The sequence below is a fragment of the Mitsuaria sp. BK037 genome, assembly GCF_014193045.1.
Lineage (GTDB): Bacteria > Pseudomonadota > Gammaproteobacteria > Burkholderiales > Burkholderiaceae_C > Roseateles.
Genome location: NZ_JACHYS010000001.1, coordinates 694,392 through 716,734 on the forward strand (window position 1 = coordinate 694,392; position 22,343 = coordinate 716,734).

The window sequence follows — 22,343 nt, forward strand, 5'->3', positions numbered from 1 at the left end:
CCAAGAGGGCTGTGGCTTGGCGGTCGGATGGGGAGAGCGGTGATGCATGCGCGGGTTCCTGTTGAGAGGGGAGGAACCAGCGATGCTAGGTCGGCGTCGGCACAGCCCGGTGTGGCGGCGAGGTCAAAGGTCCGAGGTCCTTGATCGACCTCAACGCATCACGTCACGAACGCGTTTCATGGGAACGTCCGCGACGCGGCTCAGACGAACAGAGCGGCCAAGCGCGCGACGGCGGCCTCGCTCATCGCCCGATCGATGCTGCGGTCCGGGTTGTTGAAGTCGTGCTCGCCCTGGGCCTGGACCAGCAGGCCGTCACGCCGCGGCACGACCATCAGGTTGTGCCCGCGCCAGGCGACCATGTAGTCCACCTCCGGTTGCGGCACCAGCCGCGCGATCTGGCCGCGCACCGGGATCAGCGTGTCATCGCGGAACAGCGCCCGCGCGCCGTAGCCGGTGCAGTTGACGATCGTGCGCTCGGGCAGGCCGGCCAGATCGCGCGCGTCGTTGAAGTCGCGGGTGACGATCTCGCCGCCTTCGCGGAGGAAGTCCTCCATCAGCAGCCGCTGGTAGGGGCGGATGTTGAAGGTCATCTGGGTGAAGCGGCGCGCATGCGGCACCGGGAACGGGTGCTGCGCCGGGCTCAGCGGCGCGGAGCGCGGATGCAGGTCGGGGATGAGGTCCAGCAGCTCGGGATAGTCGGGCTCGGCCGGGCCGCCATGGCCGCCCTGTCCGGCGGGCAGCGGCTGGTCGAAGGGCAGGTCGGACAGCACATAACCGTCGCGCCATTCGACCGGCGCGCCGGCCAGCCCGAGCTGGTCCTGCCAGGCCCGGAAACTGTGGCGGGCCATGCGTTCCCACATCGCGTTGAAGGCCGGCGTCGCATGCTCGGCCGTGACCACGCGCGAGTCGGGCGACCACATACCGGTGGCGAAGGTGGAGGCCACCTCGGGCGGACGCTCGCGGCAGTAGATGCGCACCCGCAGCCCGGCGCGCTGCGCCACGCGCGCGGTGGTCAGGCCCACCGCGCCGCAGCCGATCACGGCGATGCGCCGCTCCCCGGTGCGACGGATCAGCGGCAGCGCGCCCAGCGTCGCCGAGCCCCAGGAGAGCGACCAGCCCGCGCCGCCGTGGCCGTAATGGTGGATGACGGTCTTGCCGTGCAGTCGCTGCGCCTCGATGCGCGGCCCCTGGGCCCGGAACGGGCGGGTGCAGACGGTGATGTCGACGATGCGGTCCGCCGACACCCGCATGCGCGCGGGCCTTGGCGGCTCGGCGAAGGGCAGGCGATCGGCGGGCGGTGGCGCGTCCGCTTGCGCGGCGAGCGGCCATGCGGCGGCCCAGGCGCTGGCGGCGCCGAGCCAGTGGCGGCGATTCATGGGAACTCCTTGTATCGCCGGTCCCAGCCGGCGGAGGCGATCGAATGCGGCGGTGATCGACTGGCCAGCGTCCGCAGGGACGCGGCCTCGTCAGACCGCGGCGATCTTGGCGAGCGACTTGCGGATCGCGGCGGCGTCGCGCAGGCGCTGCGCGGAGCCGTCCGCGTCGAGCAGCACGACGGTGATGGTCTGGCCGCCGCTCTTCATGCGCATCGCCAGGCAGCGGCCGGCTTCTTCGGTGTAGCCGGTCTTGGACAGGCGGATGTCCCAGCCCTTGGCGCCGACCAGGTGGTTGGTGTTGCGCAGCTCGCGCGGCCGGCCGTTGACCTCGACCTCGCTGGACTTGTCGCTGCTGATGCGCGCGATCACCGGGTAGCGGGCCGCGGCGGCGGCGATGCGGGCGACCTCGGCGGCCGTCGAGGTGTTGTGGGGTGACAGGCCGGTCGGATCGGCCAGCGCCGTGTGCGACAGGCCCAGCGCCCGGATCTTGGCGGCGACCGCCGCCTCGTAGGCCGGCAGCCCGCCGGGGAAGTGGCGCGCCAGCGCCGAAGCCGCGCGGTTCTCGGACGAGATCAGCGCCAGCTCCAGCGCCGCCTCCCGGCTCATGGTTGCGCCCACGCGCACCCGCGAGCGGCTGTGCTTGAGGCGGTCGACGTCGGCGTCGTCGATGCGGATCTCCTCGTTCATGTCCTGCTTGGCGTCCAGCACCACCATGGCCGTCATCAGCTTGGTCAGCGAGGCGATGGGCACGACGGTGTCGGCATCCTTGGCCATCAGCACGCGGCCGCTGTCGTCGATCACCAGCATGTGGCGGGCGTTGACCGGCAGCTTCATCAGCGGTTCGTCGACCGGCGTGGCGGGCGACACCGGAGCCGCGGCGGTCTGCGGTGCCTGGCCGGCCGACGGCGCCGAGGCCATCGGTGCCGGCACCGCGGGCGTCACGACGCCGGTCGGTCCGATCGCGGCCGAGGTGGGCGCGGTCGTGGGGACGACGACCTCGGGGTCGTCGCTGGCGGCCTGCACGATCAGACTGCCGCAGGTCAGGGCCAGGGCCGGCAGCGCGAGGCGCCAGTTGGTGTGGGCGAGGGTGCGGAGGACGGTGTGGCGGATCGACACGGCGGTGGACGGCAGGCGTGACAGGCGGGCAGGGCCGGGGAGGGCGTCGGGGTCAGGCATTGACCGGCGGGAAGTTTAAGTGCTGCGCGCCGGGCGTCCATCGGCGCCTGCCGTAACGTGCGTTACGCGTGCGCCGCGCTTTTCGTCCTGCGACGCACCAGCCGCTCGCGGGCGCCCAGGAGGAACTCAGTCCCAGACCTTGCGCAGCCTCGCCGCGACGTCCATCGCGGGCTTGACCAGCTCCGGCAGCGCCGCCTGCGTCTGGTTGGCCGGTCCCAGCTTGTCGAAGTGGCGCACCACCTTGCCGGGCAGGAAGCGCGACACGCTCGCGTAGAGGTGGCGGTCGCCGTGCCGCGTCTGCTGCGTGACGTAGAAGCGCTGCGGCACCATCACCGCCAGGTGCTCCTTCGCCCGCGTCATCGCGACGTACAGCAGCCGCCGTTCCTCCTCGATCTGCGCCTGCGCGCCGGTGCTCAGGTCCGACGGCAGGCAGCCGTCCACGCAGTTCAGCAGGTAGACCGCGTTCCACTCCTGCCCCTTGGCCGAATGGATGGTCGACAGGATCAGGTAGTCCTCGTCCTTCAGCGGGACGCCGGATTCGTCGCTGCTCGCCTCGGGCGGGTCCAGCGTCAGCTCGGTCAGGAAGCGCTCCCGCGAGCCGTAGCCCTGCGCGATGCGTGCGACCTGTTCCAGGTCGGCCAGGCGCACCGGTGCGTCGTCGTGCAGCCGCTCCAGGTGGGGCGCGTACCACTCCACCACCGACTCCAGGTCCATCGGCCACTGCGGATCGCCGATGAGCCCGGCCAGCAGGTCGCGCAGCGCCGACCATGACGCGGCCGCGGCGCGGGGCGGCTCGAATGCGCGCAGCGCCTGCACCGGGTCCGCCGCGGGCGACATCGCGTCGATCAGCCGACGCGCGCTCGCCGGCCCGAAGCCGGGCAGCAACTGCGCGACGCGGAATCCCGCCAGCCGCCCGCGCGGGTTCTCGGCCCAGCGCAGCACGCTCAGCACGTCCTTCACATGCGTGCTCTCCAGGAATTTCAGGCCGCCGAACTTGACGAACGGGATGTTGCGCCGCGTCAGTTCCAGCTCCAGCGGCGCGGCGTGGCTCGAGGTGCGGAACAGCACCGCCTGGCGCTTCAGCCGCAGGCCCTGCTCGCGCCGCTCGAGCACCTTGTCGGCGACCCATTGGGCCTGGCGCGCCTCGTCGTCGACCGTCACCAGTTGCGGCCGCTCGGTCGAGGCCTTGTCGGTCCACAGCCGCTTCTCGTGCCGCTCGCGGGCCATCGCGATGACCGCGTTGGACGCGTCCAGGATCGGCTGCGTGGAGCGGTAGTTGCGCTCCAGCGCGATCACCCGCGCGGGCGGGTCGAACTGGACCGGGAACTCGAGGATGTTGCGCACCTCGGCCGCGCGGAACGAGTAGATCGCCTGCGCGTCGTCGCCCACCACGGTCAGGTGGTCGCCGCGTGGCTTGAGCCGGCGCAGGATCGTCGCCTGCAACCGGTTGGTGTCCTGGTACTCGTCGACCAGCACGTGCTGGAAGCGCTCCCCGAGCTCGGCGGCCAGGCCGTCGTCGCTCATCAGCTCGGCCCAGTAGAGCAGCAGGTCGTCGTAGTCCAGCAGCTGCTGGCGCTGCTTGTCCTCGACGTAGGCCTTGAACAGGCGCTTGAGCCCGTCATGCACCGGGAAGCACCAGGGGAAGTGGTCCTGCAGCACCTGGTCCAGCCGCGCCTCGCTGTTGACGACGCGCGAATAGATCGTCAGGCAGGTGGCCTTGAGCGGGAAGCGCTCGGTGGTCTCGGCCAGGCCGAGGGTCTGGCGCTGCAGGCCCATCAGGTCCTCGGCGTCGGCGCGGTCGAGGATCGTGAAGTTGGGCGCGAGGCCGATGCGATGGGCGTATTCGCGCAGCAGGCGCGCGCCCACGCTGTGGAAGGTGCCGGCCCAGGGGAAGCGCGGCGGCGCCTGCGTGGCGCCCAGGCCGAGCGCGCGATGCAGCACGCGGCCGGCGCGGCGTTCCATCTCGCCGGCGGCGCGGCGGGAGAAGGTCAGCAGCAGCAGGCGCTGCGGGTCCGCGCCCGACTGGATCAGGCGCGCGACGCGCGCCGCCAGCGTCTTGGTCTTGCCCGAGCCGGCACCGGCGATCACCAGCAGCGGGCCGTGCCCGGGAACGCCGTGTTCATCGAGGCCGTGCTCGACCGCCGAGCGCTGCTCGGGATTCAGGTCGGCGAAGACGTCGGCCGCGCGGGGCGGGGCGTCGGCAAGGGCGGAACACATGGGGCGGCATCATAGCTGTATGCAAAAACAGTGAATGGCCGGACCACGTGGTCCCGGGGGTACGCGCATTGCCCGAGCGGAGCAAACTCCCCGCCTACTGTCATGCATCAAGTGCTTGTCCTCCTCGCCGCCCTGTCCATGCCCCTCGTGGCCTGGGCCTCGCAGCGCGGCGTCTTCGGCCCCGACAACGGCACGATCTCGGATCGTTACCCGACCCTGCTCGTCGCCGACGGCTACGCCTTCTCCATCTGGGGCGTGATCTTCCTGCTCGACCTCGTCGCCACGGCCTGGCTGCTGCGCGGCCAGCCGGTGCCCGACCGGGAAGGGCACCGCGATTCCCATCGCTGCCACTGGCTGGTGGTCGCCGGCTTCGCGCTCACCGCGAGCTGGATGATCGTGTTCTCCCAGCAATGGTTCTGGCTGGCGCTGGCCATCATCTGGCTGGCGCTGATCAGCCTGCTGTGGGCGCTGATGCTGCTGGCGCGGGCGGTGCCGCGCGGCGCGCCCTCATGGCTCGCGGTGCTGCCGCTGGCGCTGCATGCCGGATGGCTGTCGCTGGCGGCGTTCCTGAACACCGCGCAGGTGATCGTCGCCCAGCAGCTGCTGCCCACCGTCGATCAGCTGCCGTGGACGCTGGTGCTGTGGGCGCTCGCCGCCTTGCTGCTGCTGGTGGCGAATGCGCGGCTGCATGCGCCCGGCACCGGACCGGCGGCGCTGGCCTTCGCCGCGGCGGCGGTCTGGGGCCTGGTCGGGGTCTACCTGAAGCAGCGGGCCTCGCCGATGGCGGGGGCGGACACTTCCGCCTGGGTCGCGCTGGGGCTCGCCGCGGCGCTCGTGGCGCAGACGGTCTGGCTGCGCCTGCGGCCGCCGGGTCCGAACAGCCCGAGCCGCTCCAGCGGCACGAACGACCCGAGTGGCCTGAACGATCCGAGCGGCGTGAACGACCGGCCGGACGGCCCGATCACGCCAGACGGCGCTCGTCCTTCGCGTCGAACAGGTGCGCCGACTCCGCCGCCCATTGCAGCCGCACCGCATCACCGACATTGAGGTGGGGATTGCCTGCCACGCGGGCGGTCATCGGGCCGGTCGGCGTGTCGACCAGCAGGTAGGTTTCCGGGCCGGTGGGCTCGCTCATCTTCAGCACGCCGGGCAGGCCGCCGTCGTTGCCGTCGGCGAGCCGGATGTGTTCCGGGCGCACGCCGTAGAGCACCTCGCCGGTGGCGCCGATCGCCGCCTGCTGCGCCGCGTTCACCGGCATGGCCTGGCCGCTGGCCGCCAGCCCGGCGGCGCCGCGCTGCGCGCTGACGAAGTTCATCGTCGGCGAGCCGATGAACTCGGCCACGAAGCGGTTGGCCGGCCGCGTGTAGATCTCCTCCGGCGTGCCGAACTGCTGCACCAGGCCGTCGCGCATCACCGCGATCCGGTCGCCCAGCGTCATCGCCTCGACCTGGTCGTGGGTGACGTAGACGGTGGTGGTCTTCGTGCGCTGGTGCAGCAGCTTGATCTCGGCGCGCATCTCGATGCGCAGCTTCGCGTCCAGGTTCGACAGCGGCTCATCGAACAGGAAGAGCTTGGGATCGCGCGCCAGCGCCCGGCCCATCGCCACGCGCTGGCGCTGGCCGCCGGAGAGCTGCCCCGGCTTGCGGTCCAGCAGGTGGCCGATCTGCAGCATCTTGGCCACGCGCTGCACCGTCTCGTCGCGCTGCGCCTTGGGCACCTTGCGCATCTCCAGGCCGAAGGCGATGTTCTGCGCGACGTTCATGTTGGGATAGAGCGCGTAGCTCTGGAACACCATCGCGATGTCGCGGTCCTTGCTCGGCGCGTAGGTGACGTCGCGGTCGCCGATGTGGATCGAGCCCGAGGTCGGATGCTCCAGCCCGGCGATCATCGCCAGCAGCGTCGACTTCCCGCAGCCCGACGGGCCCACGAGGATCAGGAATTCGCCGGCCTCGATCGACAGATCGATGCCCTTGAGGATGTCCGCCGCGCCGTAGCTCTTGCGGACCTGAGAAATGGCGAGCGCGCCCATGCGTTGACTCCTCTTAACCCTTGACGGCGCCGGCGGTGAGCCCGCGCACGAAATACTTGCCCGCGACGATGTAGACCACGAGCGTCGGCAGCGCGGCGATCAGCGCCGCGGCCATGTCCACGTTGTATTCCTTGACCGAGCTGGACGTGTTGGCCAGGTTGTTCAGCCCGACCGTGATCGGCTTGCTGTCCGCGCCGGAGAACACCACCCCGTACAGGAAGTCGTTCCAGATCGAGGTGAACTGCCAGATCAGCGTCACGACCAGGATGGGCGTGGACAGCGGCACGACGATGCGCCAGAAGATCTGCCAGAACGAGGCGCCGTCCAGCGTCGCGGCCTTGATCAGCTCGTCGGGCAGGCCGGCGTAGTAGTTGCGGAAGAACAGCGTGGTCGAGGGCATGCCGGCCAGGATGTGGACCAGGATCAGGCCCCACACCGAGCTGGCGATGCCCAGCGTGCCCAGCACCTGGCTCATGGGCAGGAGCACGACCTGCATCGGCATGAACACGCCGAACAGCAGCAGCCCGAACAGCAGCTCGCTGCCGCGGAAGCGCCACTTGGTGAGCACGTAGCCATTGATCGCGCCGAGCGCCGTCGAGATCAGCACGGCCGGCACCACCATCAGCACCGAGTTCATGAAGAAGGGCTTGAGCCCGCCGCAGTCGGTGCCGGTGCAGGCGCTGTGCCAGGCCTTGGACCAGGCGTCCAGCGAGGGGCTCAGCGGCACCGAGAGCAGCGTGCCGCTCCGCACCTCGTCCATGCTCTTGAGCGAGGTGCTGACCATCACGTACAGCGGCAGCAGGAAGAAGAAGGCGAAGACCAGCAGCACGGCCCACAGCAGCAGGCGCTGCGCGGTCAGGTGCCGGGATCCGGCCGGGGAGGGGGAAAGGGTGTGGCTCATGTCGCGTCGCTCGTCCCGTGCGGGATCACTGCTTCGAGCGGAGCTCGGAATAGAGGTAGGGAACGACGATGGCCGCGATCGTGGCCAGCATCACCGTGGCGCTGGCCGCGCCCAGGCCGATCTGGCCGCGCGAGAAGGCCATCGTGTACATGAAGGTCGCCGGCAGGTCGGTGGCGTAGCCGGGGCCGCCCGCGGTCAGCGCCATCACCAGGTCGAAGCTCTTGATCGCGATGTGCGCCACGACCATCAGCGTCGAGAAGAACACCGGACGCAGCGTCGGGATGATGATGCGCCAGTAGATCCGCGGCAGCGATGCGCCGTCGACCTGCGCGGCCTTGATGATCGAGTCGTCGATGCCGCGCAGCCCCGCCAGGAACAGCGCCATCACGAAGCCCGCCGACTGCCACACGCCCGCGATGACCACGCAGTAGATGGCCATGTCCGGGTCGACCAGCCAGCCGAAGGTGAAGGACTCGAAGCCCCACTGCTGCATCAGGTGCTCGATGCCCAGGCCCGGGTTGAGGATCCACTTCCACGCGGTGCCGGTCACGATGAAGGACAGCGCCATCGGGTACAGATAGACCGTGCGCAGCACGCCTTCGCCGCGGATCTTCTGGTCCAGCAGGATGGCCAGCAGCAGGCCCACGGCCATCGCGCCGCCGATGAACAGCGCGCCGAAGAGGCCCAGGTTGGTCAGCGCGAGCCACCAGCGCTCGTTGTCGAACAGCGCGCGGTACTGGTCCAGGCCGACGAACTCGTAGTTCGGCAGCAGCCGCGACGCGGACAACGACAGGTAGCCGTTCCACGCCATCAGGCCATAGATGAAGAGGAAGGAGATCAGGAAGGTCGGCGCGACCACCAGCTTGGGAAGCCAGGGACTGCGTGGGGCTCGGGAGGCGGACATGCGGTGCGGACCTGCAGGGCGCCGGCGTGGCGCGTGGGAAGGATGGAAGGCAAACGGCCAAAGATCAAGGACCTGGGCCCAAGGCCCAAGGCCCAAGGCCCGACGAGCGGAGCCGGAAGACTCCCTCTCCCGCTTGCGGGAGAGGGCAGGGGAGAGGGTCTTCGCGGCCCCCCGGCTTACTTGGTCTTCGCCGCCGCGGCCAGGCGCGCCTGCGCGTCCTTGGCCGTCATCTTGTCGCTGTTCCAGAATTGGCTGACGACGTCCTTCATCGCGCCCTCGGCGGCCGCGGGGACCGCCATGCCGTGCGCGATCGACGGCACCAGGGTGCCGGACTTGGCATCGGCGGCGAAGTCGGTGGCCGACTGCTTGGCGCAGTCGTCGAACTTGTCCATCTTCATGCCGGTGCGCACCGGGATGGAGCCCTTGTTCAGGTTGAACAGCTCCTGGAACTCCGGCGACATGATCGCGGTGGCCAGGTCCTGCTGGGCCTTCTCGTTGGCGGCGTTCTTCAGCTTGAACAGCGCGAAGGAGTCGATGTTGAAGGTGAAGGCCTTCTGCGTGCCGGGGGCGGCGGTGCAGGTGAAGTCCTTGCCCGGCGCCTTGCCCGCGGCGATGAACTCGCCCTTGGCCCAGTCGCCCATCAGCTGCATGCCGGCCTCGCCCTTGATCACCATGGCGGTGGCCAGGTTCCAGTCACGCCCGGGGGCGTTCTTGTCGGTGTAGTCCTTGATGCGCTTGAAGGTGGTGAGCACCTTCTCCATCTGCGGGCCGGTCAGCGTGGCCGGATCGAGCTGCACCAGCGCCTTCTTGTAGAAGTCCACGCCGCCGACGCCCAGCGCCACCGATTCGAAGACGGTGAAGTCCTGCCAGTTCTGGCCGCCATGCGCCACCGGGATGATGCCGGCCTTCTTCAGCGCCTCGGCGGTGACGAAGAACTCGTCCCAGGTGGTGGGCAGCTTGGCGCCGGCCTTCTTCAGCGCCTCGGGGTTGGCCCACAGCCAGTTCACGCGGTGCACGTTGACCGGCGCGGCGATGTAGTGGCCCTTGTACTTCATGATGTTGGCCACCACCGGCGGGATCACCTCGTCCCACTTGCCGGCCGCGGCGACGGCGTCGACGTTGGTCAGCACGCCTTCGGCCGCCCATTCCTGCAGCGACGGGCCCTTGATCTGCGCGGCCGCCGGCGCGTTGCCGGACACCACGCGCGACTTCAGCACCGTCATGGCCGAGTCGCCGCCGCCGCCGGCCACCGCGAAGTCCTTCCAGGTGTGGCCCTGCTTCTGCAGCGTGGCCTTGAGCGCGGTGGCGGCCTTGGCCTCGCCGCCGCTGGTCCACCAGTGCAGGACCTCGACCTCGCCGGCCTGCGCCGCGCCGGCGGCCATCAGCGCGCACAGCGCCGCGGCCTGGGAAAGTTGCTTGAGCTGGGTCATTCCGTTGTCTCCGTGTCGTCGGGAAGTTGGAGCGAATGTTGTCATGCGAGGCCGCGGGAGCGGGCTGCCGCCCCCGGGCGCGTCATCGGTGGGGCGTCAGAACCAGACTTCGACCTGCGCGCCGAAGCTGGTGCCGGAGGTCTCGCCGTCGTAGCCGGCCACGCCGGTCACGTTGCCGGCGGCCTTGTTCCACTTGGCGTGGGTGACATAGAGGCGGAACTCGGGGCGATCCATCAGCGCCGGGCCGGTGGACAGCGTCGGCGCGAAGGTCACCTTGGTCAGGCGCGCGCGCTGGCCGCCGTCGGGCTTGTACTGCGACACGCCAGCTTCGGTGAGCAGCTTGAAGTTGCGGGTCACCCCGTAAGACACGCGACCGCCGATGGAGGTGGACACCGTCGCCTTGCCGGCGTTGTCCTTCTCGTTGGCCCACAGCAGCATGCCCATGCCGCCCCAGGCGCCTTGCTGGAAGTTGACCGACTCGACGACGCGGAACTTCTTCGCGGCGGAGGTGTCGGTCTGGTTGCCGAAGTTGGAGTTCAGCCCGGTCGAGCCCTGCGCGTACTGCACCCACAGCACGTTGTTCAGCGAGGTGCCGAACAGCTTGCTCTGCACATGCTTGGCGGCCAGGCCCCAGCCGTTGGTGCCGCCGGCGAACTGCGACTTGGTGGCCGTGCCGAAGAAGGCCAGCGTGCCATCGGTGTTGGTCGGGATGTCGACGTACTCGACGTTGCCGCGATGGCCGGGGCGCTGGTTGGTGTCCTTGTCGTTGGTGTAGTAGGCGACGCCGAGCTTGCCCGGGCCGACCGGGATGCCTTTCATGCCGGCGCCGATGCCGGCCATCTCGGTGAAGTAGGTGTCGACGATGTGGACGTCGCCGCGGCGGCCGCGTTCCTTGCCGGCCCAGACGGTGGCCTCGGGCAGGAAGTCGAAGCCCTTGGCCTCGACATACATCTGCGCCAGGCGCAGGTGCTTGGCGTCGTCGGCGTCGGAATGCGGGTTCCAGTAGTCGGTCATCAGCACGACCTTGTAGTCGATGCCGTCCTTCTTGAAGCCTTGCGCGAGTTGGAACTCGCCGTAGATGTCGCACTCGTTGCCCAGGCGGTACTTCATGCCGCTGGTGCCGCCATTGAGGGCGTAGCAGGCGCGGCTGGCGCCGCCGTCGGTGGTGCCGCCCGGGCCGGCGCGCAGGTAGCCGGTGTAGTCCAGGGCGTGGGCGGAGCCCGCGGCCAGCAGCAGGCCGGCGGCGGTGGAGAGCGTGGCGCGAACGCCAGGGATGCGCGCGGCGCGCGGGGTGCAGGTCATGTTCAGTCTCCGGTGTGGGTCCGAGGAACGGCGCTCCGGGCGTGCTCCGTTAATCGGACGTTTATCTTTCTTGCATGCGGGCTGAACTTTAATTTTCCATTAATGAAACTATATTGGTGCTTACCACTAGCGCCGTGGTGCGTGAAATCCGTGTAGGCGGGCGCAGAGCGCTCGGCGGTGCCGGGCTGGTGCGTGGGGGCGGATGGCGGTGCGGCGGAGCGGCCGAACGGCCACTGCGGCTGCCGTGGCCCTCAGGCCGCGAGGGGCAGCTGGATCGAGACGCGCAGTCCGCGCGGCCGCGCGGTGGACAGCCCGATGCGGCCGCCGTGGCGCTCGACGATCTCCTTGACGATCGCCAGGCCCAGGCCGCAGCCATTGCCCTCGTGGGTGGCGCGGAAGAAGCGCTCGAAGACCTGCTCACGCAGGGCCTCGGGGACGCCCGGGCCGTTGTCGGTGACGACGAGTTCCGCGTGATCGCCCGCCTCGTGCACCTGCACCGTCACCCGCGCGCCGCGGCCGGCGTAGCGCAGCGCGTTGTCGATCAGGTTGACCAGCGCCTCGCGCAGCAGCAGCGGGATGCCGACGACCGCCACCGGCCGCCCGGGCGCGCCGTCGGCGTCGTCGGTCTCCGGCCCCGCGCCATGCCGATCGTCGAGCTGCGATGGAGAGGTGCACTCCGGATCGCTGTCCGGCCCGTCGTAGCCCAGGTCCACGTTCTGCTGCAGCGCGCGCGGCACCAGCTCGGCGGTGACCTCGCGGGCCAGGCGGCCCAGGTCGAAGCGCACCGGCGTCTGGCGCTGCAGCGACTCCGGCTCGGTGCGCGCGAGCGCGAGCAGCTGGTTCACGAGATGCGCGCTGCGGGAGGCGCCTTCATGCACGCGCGCCAGCCGCATCGTCAGCGGACCGGGCGGCGCCTCGGCGAGCGCGAGTTCGCTCTGGCTCTTGAGGCCCGCCAGCGGCGTGCGCAGCTGATGGGCGGCGTCGCTGATGAAGCGGCGCTGGGCCTCGACGTTGTGGCTGACGGCCTCGAGCAGATCGTTGATGGCCTGCGCGAGCGAGCGCAGCTCCTGCGGCGCGGCATCGAGCTCGATGGGCCGCAGGTCGTTGGGCTTGCGGCCCTCGACCAGCCGGCGCAGCCGCGCGATCGGCGCCAGGCCCGCTCCGACGCCGGCCCACACGATCATGCTCATCAGCACGATCAGGACCGACAGCGGCAGCATCGTGTCGATCAGCAGCCGGCGCGCGAGCAGCTCGCGGTTGGCGCTGGAGCGCGCCACCTGCACCAGCATGGTCTGCTGGGCGCGGGGGTTTTCGCCGAACTGCAGGTACAGCGCGGCCACCCGCACCGGCGAGACGGCGCGGGCGCCGTCGGATTCGATCTCGCCGTCGTAGAACTGGGCCTGGCCCAGCGGCGGGCTGGCCGGCATCGCCGGCGGACTGGGCAGGTTGCGGTTGCCCAGGATGAACTGGCCCGGCGGCGAGCTGACGGTGTAGAGCAGCTTGTCGCTCGGGTCGGCCTCGAGCACGTCCTGCGCGGCGCGCGGGAAGTCGATCAGCAGCCCGTTGCCCATCGGCTTGACCTGGCGCGCGAGCGAGCGCGTGGCCTGCAGCAGCGTCGCGTCGACGGCCTCGTTGGCGTAGCGGCCGGCGAGCCGGTAGCTGAAGACTGCACCGGCCAGCCACAGCACCACCTGCGGCAGCAGCAGCCACAGCAGCAGCTGGCGCTTGAGCGAGAACCGCGAGGGGCTCATGGCGCGCGGGCCGTGGGGGAGCGCGGGCGAGGCACGGGGCAGGGCGGGGCGGGACCTCAGGCCCGCTCCAGCTCCAGCAGGTAGCCGAGCCCGCGCACGGTGCGGATCGCCACCTGCGCGCCCTCGAGCTTGCGGCGCAGGCGATGGATGTAGACCTCCACCGCGTTGGTCGCCGCGCCGTCGCTCGCGCTGGGCGCGGCGCGGTCGCCCGACCAGGCCTGGTTGATCTGCTCCTTCGTGATCACGCGGCCCTGGTGGGTCAGCAGCAGGTCCAGCAGGTCGAACTCGCGCGGGCTCAACTCCAGCATCTCGCCGCGCACCTGGGCGCTGCGGGTCTCGCGCTGCATGCTGAGCTGGCCCAGCTCGGTGCTGGCCTTGAGCGCGCGGCTGCGGCGCAGCAGCGCGCGCAGCCGGGCTTCCAGCTCGGGGAAGTCGAAGGGCTTGGTCAGGTAGTCGTCGGCGCCGGCGTTGAGGCCGGCGACCCGGTCCTCCAGGCTGTCCAGCGCCGTCAGGATCAGCACCGGCAGCGACGCGTCGGTCTGGCGCAGCTGGCGCAGCACGTCGATGCCGCTGACCATCGGCAGGCCCAGGTCCAGCACCACCACGTCGAACTGCTGCTTGGCCAGCAGGTATTGGGCGACGGCGCCATTGGGCGCGTGCTCCACGGTGAAGCCGCTGGCGCGCATCTGTTCGCACAGGGCGTCGGCCAGGATCGCATCGTCTTCGGCGAGCAGCAGGTTCATGAATGGCAGATTAACAGCCTGCGCGGACGCACTGCCCTGGGGCAAGCCCGGGGCGCCACTTCCGCACGCCGCGCCCCGTTGTCGGGCGATTGTCGGGCGATTGCCGACAGGCGCTGGCGGCGATGGCCTCTGCCGCGAGGGGGGACGGTGTCGGAATACTGCGCGCCATGAATGCCAGCGACCTCAAGCAGACGCTCTGGCGCGTCGTCTACACGAAGAACGCGAACCTGCAGAGCAGCGGGAGCGCGGCGGGGCCCTGGCATCCCGACCGCCGCCACATCGAGCGCTGCGCCCAGGCCATGCGGGCGATGGCGCAGGAGGTCGGCATCCAGAGCAACGCGGAGGCGGCGAAGACGGCCTGCACCTGGTTGAGCGGCGCGGCCTGAGGGCCGCATAAGCACAGACGAATTTCTCGCTTCGGTCCGCACGGCTGGACGGGAACACTCGGCGCCATCGCGCTAGCCGCGCCCCGAGTGCCCCCGATGACCGCTCCCGTGCTCCGTCGTCCCGACGGCCTTCCTCCGACCGCCGCCACCGCCACGACCGTCCCCGCCGCGGCCTCGCTCGCCCAGGTGCTGGGTCCGGGCCTGGATCAAGTGGTGCAGCAGCTCGCCGCCACGGCGGTGCGACGCGACCGCGAAGGCGGCCACGCCGCCGAGCAGCGCGAGCTGATCCGCGCCAGCGGCCTGCTCGCGCTGACCATCCCCGAGGCGCACGGCGGCCTGGGCGGCGGCCTTCCCGAGTTCTACGAGGTCGTGCGGCGGCTGGCCCGCGTCGACAGCGCGCTCGCCCATGTGCTGGCCTTCCACCACCTCCAGCTCTATGGCGTGTCGCTGTACGGCGGGCCGGCCGCGACGGCCCACGGCGCGCGCCACCTGCGCGAGACCGCCGAGCAGCGCCTGTTCTGGGGCAACGCGCTGAACCCGGCCGACACGCGGCTGACCGCCGTGCGCGAGGGCGGCGGCTGGCGCCTCCAGGGCGCGAAGGGCTTCTGCTCCGGCGCGCTCGGCTCCGATCGCCTGACCGTGTCGGCGACCACCGCCGACGGCGGCTTCCTGATCGGCATCGTGCCGACGCGGCGCGAGGGCGTGCGGGTCGAGCAGGACTGGGATGCCTTCGGCCAGCGCCAGACCGACAGCGGCACGGTGCGCTTCGACGCGGTGCGCCTGGACGACGAGGAACTGCTGCAGGTCCCCGGCCAGGGCCCGACGCCGCGCGCCACGCTGCGCTCCCAGATCGCGCAGCTGATCATGGCGCAGCTCTACCTGGGTCTGGCGGAAGGCGCCTTCGACGAGGCGCGCCGCTACACCGCGACGCGCGCCCGACCGTGGTCCGCCTCCGGCGTGGCCCGCGCGGTCGACGATCCGCTGGTGCAGCACCGCTACGGCGACCTGTGGTTGAAGGTCCGCGCGGCGCAGGCCGTCGCGGCCGATGCGGTCGACCTGCTGCGCCGCGCGCTGGAGCGCGGCGAGGCGCTGACGGCGCAGGAGCGGGGCGAGGTCGCGCTCGCCGTCGCGGAGGCCAAGGTGCTGGCGCATCGCGCCGGCGTCGAGGTGGGCAGCCAGCTGTTCGAGTTGACCGGCGCGCGCAGCACCGCCGCCGAGTTCGGCCTCGACCGCTTCTGGCGCAACGCGCGGGTGCACACGCTGCACGACCCGGTCGACTACAAGCTGCGCGACCTTGGCCGCTTCTTCCTCGACGGCCGGATCCCCGATCCGACGGCCTACTCCTGATCGAGATGCCCATGAGCGAGCCGCTGATCCGCCTCGACGGCGTGTCCAAGTCCTTCGCGTTGCCGGACGGCCGGCGCTTCGAGGCCGTGCGCGAGGCCAGCCTGTCGGTGCACGCTGGCGAGGTCCTCGGCCTGATCGGCCGCAGCGGCGCCGGCAAGTCGACGCTGCTGCGCCTGATCAACCTGCTGGAGCGTCCCGACACGGGGCGGGTGCATCTGGGCAGCCGCGAGCTGACGGCCCTGAAGCCGGCGGAGCTGCGGCGCGAGCGCCAGCGGCTGGGGATGATCTTCCAGCACTTCAACCTGCTGCAGAACGCGACCGCGGCGGAGAACGTCGCCTTCCCGCTGCGGCTTCACGCGGGGCACTCGCGCCGCGAGATCGATGCGCGCGTGGCCGAGAGCCTCGCGCTGGTGGGACTGGCCGACAAGGCCGACCACTACCCGGCGCAGCTGAGCGGCGGACAGAAACAGCGGGTCGCGATCGCGCGGGCGCTGGCGCCTCGACCCGACGTGCTGCTGTGCGACGAGCCGACGTCCGCGCTCGACGCGGCGACCACCGGCGAGCTGCTCGCCACGCTGCGCGACATCAACACGCGGCTGGGCGTGACGATCGTGATCGTCACCCACGAGCTGGAGGTGGTGCAGGCGCTGTGCCAGCGCGCCGCGGTGATCGCGGACGGTCGCCTGGTCGAGCAGTTCGACGTGGCCGAGGCGTCGCGCCACGCGACCTCGCCGCTCGGGCTTGAGCTCGTGCGGCTGCAGTGGCGCGAGGCCAGGCTGGCCGCGCTGGACCAGTCGGCGCTCGAGACCTCCGCGGTGATCGCCGCCCTCGGACGCCGGGAGGTCCGCCATGCTTGAGAACCTCGTCGGCCTGCTGCCCGAGATCGGGATCGCGCTCGGCCAGACCGCGCTGATGCTGGCGATCGGCCTGAGCGCGGCGGTGCTGCTCGGCGGGCCGCTGGGCGTGCTGCTCTTCCTGCTGAGCCCGGGCCAGTCGCTGTCCGGCCATCGCGGCGCGGCGCTCGTGCACCGGATCGTCAACGCGCTGGTGAATACCGTGCGCAGCTTCCCGTTCATCATCCTGCTGGTCGCGCTGGTGCCGATCACGCGCGTCATCGCCGGCACCTCGATCGGACCGCTGGCGGCGGCGGTGCCGCTGTCCTTCGCCGCGATCCCGTACTTCGCGCGCCTGGTCGAGCAGTGCCTGCGCGAGGTGCCGCGCGGCGTCATCGAGGCGGCGCAGGCGATGGGCGCCTCGGAGCGCCAGATCGTGCTGCGCGTGCTGGTGCGCGAGGCCCGCGCCGGCCTGGTGGGCGCGCTGACGGTGCTGGCGATCAGCTTCCTCTCCTACTCGGCGGTGGCCGGCGTGGTCGGCGGCGGCGGCATCGGCGACCTCGCGATCCGCTACGGCTACTACCGCTTCCAGACCGACGTCATGGTGCTGACCGTGGCCATCCTCGTCGCGCTCGTGCAGCTGATCCAGTTCACTGGCCACCGCGTCGCGCGGCGGCTCGACAAGCGCTGAGCGAGCCCGCGCCACGGCGCGGACGTCCCCATCCCCATTCCCTTCACGTCCACTTGCAAGGAATCCCGATGACCGTTGCCCGCCGCACGCTGCTGGCCCTCGCGCTGAGCGCCTCCGCGCTGTCCACGCCCCTCGTCCACGCCCAGGACAAGAAGGAACTGACGATCGGCGCCACCGCCGGCTCCAACATCGAGGTGCTGCGCCAGGGCATCAAGCCGCTGCTGGAGAAGCGCGGCTACACCGTCAAGCTGGTCGAGTTCAACGACTACGTGCAGCCCAACATCGCGCTGGCCCAGGGCGCGCTGGACGCCAACTTCTTCCAGCACATCACCTACCTCAACCGCTTCCGCGAAGACCGCGGGCTGGACATCGTGGACGTGGTGCAGGGGCCGATGGCGCCGTTCGGGATCTATTCGAAGAAGCGCAAGAGCCTGGCCGAGGTGAAACCGGGCGACCGCATCACGCTGGCCAACGACCCGGCCAACCTGGCGCACGGCCTGGCGCTGCTGGCCGAGCAGAAGCTGCTGACGCTGAAGCCGGGCGCCGATCCGATCCGGGTGACCGAGAAGGACATCGCCTCCAACCCGCTGCAGCTGAAGCTGCAGCCCATCGAGGCCGCGCAGATCCCGCGCACGCTGGATGACGCGGAGTACGCGATCGTCAACGGCAACTTCGCGATCTCCAGCGGGCTCAAGCTGAGCGACGCGCTGCTGCTGGAGAAGACGCCCGACCACTACATGCTGGTCGTCGCGGTGAAGGGCAAGGACAAGGGCCAGCCCTGGGCGAAGGCGCTGAACGACGCATTCCGCGCGCCGGAGTTCAAGACGGTGCTGTTGCAGAAGTTCCCGGGTTACGCGCGGCCCGCGTTCCTGCAATGAGCGCGCACGCGAAGGGCGCCGCGCCGGACCCTGGCGCGCCCAAGCCGGTGCGCTTCAACGCCTTTGCGATGAACACGGTCGGGCACCAGTCCCCGGGCCTGTGGACGCATCCGCGCGACGAGTCCCATCGCTACACCGATCCGGACTACTGGCTCGAGCTGGCGCGCCTGCTCGAGCGCGGCGGCTTCGACAGCGTCTTCCTGGCCGATGTGCTGGGCGTCTACGACGTCCATGGCGGCACGCCGGACGCGGCGCTGCGCCATGCGGTGCAGGTGCCGCTGAACGATCCGCTGGCGCTGGTGCCGCTGATGGCCTCGGTGACGCGGCGGCTCGGTTTCGGCGTCACGGTCGCGCTCACCTACGAGCCGCCGTACAGCTTCGCGCGGCGCATGTCCACGCTGGACCACCTGACCCGGGGTCGCATCGGCTGGAACATCGTCACCGGCTATCTCGACAGCGCGGCGCGCAACCTCGGGCAGGACGGCCAGCGCGCGCATGACGAGCGCTACGACCTGGCCGACGAGTACCTCGACGTCGTCTACAAGCTCTGGGAACTGAGCTGGGCGGACGACGCGGTGCGGCGCGACAAGTCCGGGCGCGTGTACACCGATCCGTCCAAGGTGCGCGCGATCCACCACCGCGGCCCGCACTACCGCGTGCCCGGCGTGCATCTGTGCGAGCCGTCGCCGCAGCGCACGCCGGTGCTGTTCCAGGCCGGCACCTCGAGCCGCGGCCGCGCCTTCGCCGGCCGGCATGCGGAGTGCATCTTCGTCAGCGGCCCCAGCAAGGCGGTGGTGAAGGGTTACGTGGACGGCCTGCGCGAGGCCGTCGTGGCCGCCGGCCGTGCGCCGGGCGACGTGCTGATCTACGGACAGGCGCTGATCATCACCGCGCCGACGGCCGAAGCGGCGCAGGCGAAGCTCGAGGACCTGGAGCGCCATGTCGACCTCGAGGCCGCGCTGGCGCTGCTGTCGGGCTGGACCGGGGTGGACTTCAGCCGCTATCCACTGGACGCGACCATCGACTACCTCGACACGCAGGCGGGCCGCACGGCGCTGGCCTCGTTCAGCAGCGCGGATCCAACGCGGCGCTGGACCGTCGGCGAGGCCGCCGCATTCATCGGGCTGGGCGGGCGGGGACCGGTGTTCGTCGGCGATCCGGCGCAGGTCGCCGATCAACTGCTCGACTGGCAGGCGGCCACCGGCCTCGACGGCTTCAACCTGGCCTATGCGCTGGCGCATGAGACCTTCCGCGATGTCGTCGAACTGGTGGTGCCGGAGCTGCGCCGGCGCGGGCGCTACCCACCCGAGCACGGGCCGGGCGCCGACGCCGACGCGACGGCGCCGACGCTGCGAGCCCGGCTCTTCGATCGTGGCGATCGGCTGCCGGCGAATCACGCGGGGCGGCAGGTCCGGATCGGTACGCCGCAGGACGCGCGCTCGACCGCGGGCCACGACGCCGCCCGCCACGCCGCTGCCCCCACCGGCGATGCCGCCACCGATCTGTCCCTCACTTCCCTGACCATTCCCTTGACGGAGCCTGCCGCATGAGCCGAAGGAACGATTCAAAGCAAGCGCTGCCGCCGACACGGCGCGACGCCCTGGCGCTGGGCGCGGGCCTGGCCGCTGGCCTCGCCGGGCTTACCAGCGTCGGCGCGCGCGCGCAGGGCACCGCGGCGCCGAAGGAGTTGCGAGTCGACTACGCGTATTACTCGCCCACCAGCCTCGTGCTGCGCCGCTTCGGCTGGCTGGAGGAAGACCTGGCCAGGGACGGCACCGCGGTGCGCTGGGTGCTGAGCGCCGGCAGCAACCGCGCGCTGGAGTACCTGAACGCGGGCAGCCTGGACATCGGCTCCACCGCCGGCCTGGCCGCGCTGCTGGCGCGCGCGAACGGCAATCCGATCCGCGCGCCCTACATCTTTTCGCGGCCGGAATGGACGGCGCTGGTCGTGCGCGGCGACTCCGGCATCCGGTCCCTCGCCGACCTGAAGGGACGCCGTATCGCGGCGACCAAAGGCACCGATCCCTATCTGTTCCTGCTGCGCGCGCTGCACACCGTCGGCCTCAAGCGCGGCGACATCGAGCATGTCGCCCTCCAGCATGCCGACGGTCGCGCGGCGCTGGAGCAGGGGCGCGTCGACGCCTGGGCCGGACTGGATCCGCTGATGGCGGCGAGCGAGCTCGATGCCGGCTCGAAGCTGCTGTACCGCAACGTCGGCTTCAACACCTATGGCTTCCTCAACGTGCGCGAGGACTTTCTGAACCGGCACCCGCAGACGGTGCGCCGCGTGATCGCCGCGTACGAACGCGCGCGGGCCTGGACGCTGGCGAATCCGTCGGATGCCGCGAAGATCCTGTCGGAGGAGGCCAAGGTCAGCCTGCCGGTGGCGCTGCTGCAGGTGAAGCTGCGCAGCGATTTCTCGCGCCCCCAGCCGTCGGACGAGCATCTGAAGGCGCTGCAGGCGGCGGCGCCGATCCTGACGGCGGAGCAGCTGGTCAAGCCGGGCGTGGACCTGAATCGCACGATCGCCGATCTGGTCGACACGCGCTTCGCCACCGGGCTGGTGAAGGCGTGAGCGGGCGCGAGGGGGCCGCGATGAGCGCCGATCCCGACCTGATCGCGCGGGCGGTGGCCTCGCTAGGACCGGTGTTGCCGGAGCAGCCGGCGGCTGCGGCAGTTGCGGCGAATGCTGCGAATGCGGCGGGCGGGACGGATGCGGCCGTCGGCCGGTGGCCGGCCCGGCTGCTCGGCGCCTTTCCGCCCGTGGCGCTGCTGGTGCTGGCCGAGGCCGCGGTGCGGCTCGGCTGGATCGCGCCGCACCTGCTGCCCGCGCCGAGCGATGTCGGCGCCGCGCTGGCGCAGATGGCGCGCGATGGCCAGCTCGTCCCGCATGTGGTCGCCAGCAGCCTGCGCGTGGCTGGCGGCTTCGCACTGGGCGCGGTCCTCGCGGTGCTGCTGGGCGCGCTGGTGGGCCTGTCGACCACGGCGGCGGCGGTGCTGACGCCGAGCTTCCAGGCCCTGCGCGCGATCCCGTCGCTGGCCTGGGTGCCGCTGCTGCTGCTCTGGCTGGGCATCGACGAAGCGTCCAAGCTCGCGCTGATCGCGATCGGCGCGTTCTTCCCCGTCTACATGGGCGTGTCCGCGGGTTTTCGCGACGTGGACCGCAAGCTGGTCGAGGTCGCCCGGCTGCGCGGGTTCGGCCGCGCGGCGCTGGCGCGGCGCGTGCTGCTGCCCGCGGCGTTGCCGGCGCTGCTGACCGGCCTGCGCAACGGGCTCAGCCTGGCGTGGATGTTCATGGTCGCGGCCGAGCTGATCGCGGCGAGCCGCGGCCTGGGCTACCTGCTGACCGATGGTCGCGAGACGGGGCGGGCCGACCTGGTGCTGGCGGCGATCGTGCTGCTGGCCCTGCTGGGCAAGCTCACGGACAGCCTGATGGCCACGGTGGAACAACGCGCGCTGCACTGGCGCGACAGCTTTGGAGGCCCGGCATGAGCGTGCTTGAGGTGCAGGTGAGGGCGAAGCGATTCGCCGGTGCGGCCAGCGCTGCCAGCGCGGTGGGCTCGGTCGGCGCGGTTCGCGGGAATGGCCAAGGTGGCGTGGCGCAGGCCTCGTCGCGCGAAACGCCGGTGCTGTCCGACGTCCGCTTCGCGTTGGCGGCGGGGGAGGTGCTCGCGCTGGTCGGCGCGAGCGGCTGCGGCAAGAGCACGCTGCTGCGGATCGTGGCCGGGCTCGATCCCGACTTCAGCGGCGAGGTCCGGCTCGGCGGGCGGGCGCGGCAGGGGCCGGATCGGGACATCGGGGTCGTCTTCCAGGAACCACGGCTGTTCCCGTGGCTGACCGTGGCGGAGAACGTCGGGTTCGATCTCGGGCAAGGGCATGACGAGGCCTGGGTGAGGCGGCTGCTCGAGGAGGTCGGCCTGGCCGGGTTGGAGGACGCGCTGCCGCGTCAGCTGTCCGGCGGTCAGGCACAGCGGGCGGCGATCGCGCGGGCGCTCTACACGCGGCCGCGCGTGCTGCTGCTGGATGAGCCATTCTCGGCGCTGGATGCGTTCACGCGGATGAAGCTGCAGGACCTGGTGCGGGCGGTGGCGCGGGCGCATGGCACCAGCCTGCTGCTCGTGACGCATGACATCGAGGAGGCGGTGCTGCTCGCCGATCGGGTGCTGGTGCTCGGGGCGGCGCCGGGGCGCATCGTGCGGGAGATCCCCGTCGGGGTGCCGCACCCCCGGGGGCGTGGGAGCGCCGAACTGGGGGCGCTGCGGGGGCAGGTGTTGTCGGCGTTGGCACCACCGGGGTGATCGGCCCTCACCCCCACCCCTCTCCCGCAAGCGGGCGAGGGGCTTCGGTGCGTTGTGCCCGGGCGTCTGGCGATAGCCGTT

20 protein-coding genes are annotated in these 22,343 nt (G+C 71.2%); 10 read left to right on the forward strand and 10 right to left on the reverse strand.

The features are described from left to right. Positions 1-200: 200 nt before the first annotated feature. The 3 genes from FHT37_RS03050 to FHT37_RS03060 all read right to left on the reverse strand — a co-directional run bounded on the left by FHT37_RS03050 (position 201) and on the right by FHT37_RS03060 (position 4,769). On the reverse strand, positions 201-1,376 hold the full coding sequence (locus FHT37_RS03050) for an FAD-dependent oxidoreductase (RefSeq protein WP_183478769.1): 1,176 nt from the start codon (positions 1,374-1,376) through the stop codon (positions 201-203). A gap of 90 nt (positions 1,377-1,466) precedes the next feature. Continuing rightward, on the reverse strand, positions 1,467-2,552 hold the full coding sequence (locus FHT37_RS03055; protein ID WP_183478772.1) for a serine hydrolase: 1,086 nt from the start codon (positions 2,550-2,552) through the stop codon (positions 1,467-1,469). Between the two features lie 126 nt (positions 2,553-2,678). Then, positions 2,679-4,769 carry an ATP-dependent helicase gene (locus FHT37_RS03060; protein ID WP_183478774.1) on the reverse strand — a complete coding sequence of 697 codons (2,091 nt, stop codon included), beginning with the start codon at positions 4,767-4,769 and terminating at the stop codon, positions 2,679-2,681. Positions 4,770-4,871: 102 nt separating this feature from the next. Here FHT37_RS03060 and FHT37_RS03065 point away from each other — a divergent pair, with 102 nt between their 5' ends. Next, positions 4,872-5,816, forward strand: coding sequence for a hypothetical protein (locus FHT37_RS03065; protein WP_221210950.1), 945 nt, complete (start codon positions 4,872-4,874; stop codon positions 5,814-5,816). Here the strand turns inward: FHT37_RS03065 and FHT37_RS03070 are convergent. The 7 genes from FHT37_RS03070 to FHT37_RS03100 all read right to left on the reverse strand — a co-directional run bounded on the left by FHT37_RS03070 (position 5,731) and on the right by FHT37_RS03100 (position 13,829). After that, the gene (locus tag FHT37_RS03070; RefSeq protein ID WP_183478776.1) at positions 5,731-6,798 is read right to left on the reverse strand and encodes an ABC transporter ATP-binding protein; all 1,068 of its coding nucleotides are present in this window, start codon (positions 6,796-6,798) and stop codon (positions 5,731-5,733) included. The two genes, FHT37_RS03065 and FHT37_RS03070, sit on opposite strands and share 86 nt — an antisense overlap. Before the next feature lie 13 nt (positions 6,799-6,811). Next, positions 6,812-7,699, reverse strand: coding sequence for a carbohydrate ABC transporter permease (locus FHT37_RS03075; protein ID WP_183478778.1), 888 nt, complete (start codon positions 7,697-7,699; stop codon positions 6,812-6,814). Between the two features lie 25 nt (positions 7,700-7,724). Further along, on the reverse strand, positions 7,725-8,603 hold the full coding sequence (locus tag FHT37_RS03080; RefSeq protein WP_147242198.1) for a carbohydrate ABC transporter permease: 879 nt from the start codon (positions 8,601-8,603) through the stop codon (positions 7,725-7,727). A 176-nt stretch (positions 8,604-8,779) separates the two neighbouring features. Beyond that, complete coding sequence (locus FHT37_RS03085) at positions 8,780-10,033, reverse strand: ABC transporter substrate-binding protein (RefSeq protein ID WP_091723835.1); 1,254 nt, start codon at positions 10,031-10,033, stop codon at positions 8,780-8,782. A 96-nt stretch (positions 10,034-10,129) separates the two neighbouring features. Further along, complete coding sequence (locus tag FHT37_RS03090; RefSeq protein ID WP_091723837.1) at positions 10,130-11,335, reverse strand: carbohydrate porin; 1,206 nt, start codon at positions 11,333-11,335, stop codon at positions 10,130-10,132. A gap of 251 nt (positions 11,336-11,586) precedes the next feature. After that, entirely contained in the window at positions 11,587-13,086 is a 1,500-nt protein-coding gene (locus FHT37_RS03095; protein ID WP_183478780.1) for a sensor histidine kinase, read from the reverse strand. Between the two features lie 56 nt (positions 13,087-13,142). Then, positions 13,143-13,829, reverse strand: coding sequence for a response regulator transcription factor (locus FHT37_RS03100; RefSeq protein ID WP_091723842.1), 687 nt, complete (start codon positions 13,827-13,829; stop codon positions 13,143-13,145). Positions 13,830-13,996: 167 nt separating this feature from the next. Between FHT37_RS03100 and FHT37_RS03105 the strand changes: the two genes are divergently transcribed. The 9 genes from FHT37_RS03105 (at position 13,997) to FHT37_RS03145 (ending at position 22,262) form a co-directional block, all read left to right on the forward strand. Further along, positions 13,997-14,215 (forward strand): hypothetical protein, encoded by a 219-nt coding sequence (locus tag FHT37_RS03105; RefSeq protein ID WP_091723845.1) that lies wholly within the window; start codon positions 13,997-13,999, stop codon positions 14,213-14,215. 96 nt (positions 14,216-14,311) lie between these two features. Next, positions 14,312-15,562: an acyl-CoA dehydrogenase family protein gene (locus FHT37_RS03110; protein ID WP_183478782.1), complete on the forward strand. Its 1,251-nt coding sequence runs from the start codon at positions 14,312-14,314 to the stop codon at positions 15,560-15,562. Positions 15,563-15,573: 11 nt separating this feature from the next. Continuing rightward, positions 15,574-16,419 carry a methionine ABC transporter ATP-binding protein gene (locus tag FHT37_RS03115; protein ID WP_255489479.1) on the forward strand — a complete coding sequence of 282 codons (846 nt, stop codon included), beginning with the start codon at positions 15,574-15,576 and terminating at the stop codon, positions 16,417-16,419. Next, positions 16,412-17,086, forward strand: coding sequence for a methionine ABC transporter permease (locus FHT37_RS03120; protein WP_183478786.1), 675 nt, complete (start codon positions 16,412-16,414; stop codon positions 17,084-17,086). The genes FHT37_RS03115 and FHT37_RS03120 overlap by 8 nt, the downstream gene beginning before the upstream one ends. Positions 17,087-17,154: 68 nt before the next feature. After that, positions 17,155-17,964 carry a MetQ/NlpA family ABC transporter substrate-binding protein gene (locus FHT37_RS03125; RefSeq protein ID WP_183478788.1) on the forward strand — a complete coding sequence of 270 codons (810 nt, stop codon included), beginning with the start codon at positions 17,155-17,157 and terminating at the stop codon, positions 17,962-17,964. Continuing rightward, positions 17,961-19,514: an LLM class flavin-dependent oxidoreductase gene (locus FHT37_RS03130; protein WP_183478791.1), complete on the forward strand. Its 1,554-nt coding sequence runs from the start codon at positions 17,961-17,963 to the stop codon at positions 19,512-19,514. Before FHT37_RS03125 ends, FHT37_RS03130 begins: the two co-directional genes overlap by 4 nt. Next, a complete protein-coding gene (locus FHT37_RS03135) occupies positions 19,511-20,539 on the forward strand; it encodes an aliphatic sulfonate ABC transporter substrate-binding protein (RefSeq protein WP_183478793.1) in 1,029 nt (342 codons plus the stop codon). The genes FHT37_RS03130 and FHT37_RS03135 overlap by 4 nt, the downstream gene beginning before the upstream one ends. A gap of 20 nt (positions 20,540-20,559) precedes the next feature. Next, the gene (locus tag FHT37_RS03140) at positions 20,560-21,456 is read left to right on the forward strand and encodes an ABC transporter permease (protein WP_183478795.1); all 897 of its coding nucleotides are present in this window, start codon (positions 20,560-20,562) and stop codon (positions 21,454-21,456) included. Then, entirely contained in the window at positions 21,453-22,262 is an 810-nt protein-coding gene (locus FHT37_RS03145; RefSeq protein ID WP_183478797.1) for an ABC transporter ATP-binding protein, read from the forward strand. The genes FHT37_RS03140 and FHT37_RS03145 overlap by 4 nt, the downstream gene beginning before the upstream one ends. Positions 22,263-22,343: the final 81 nt, after the last annotated feature.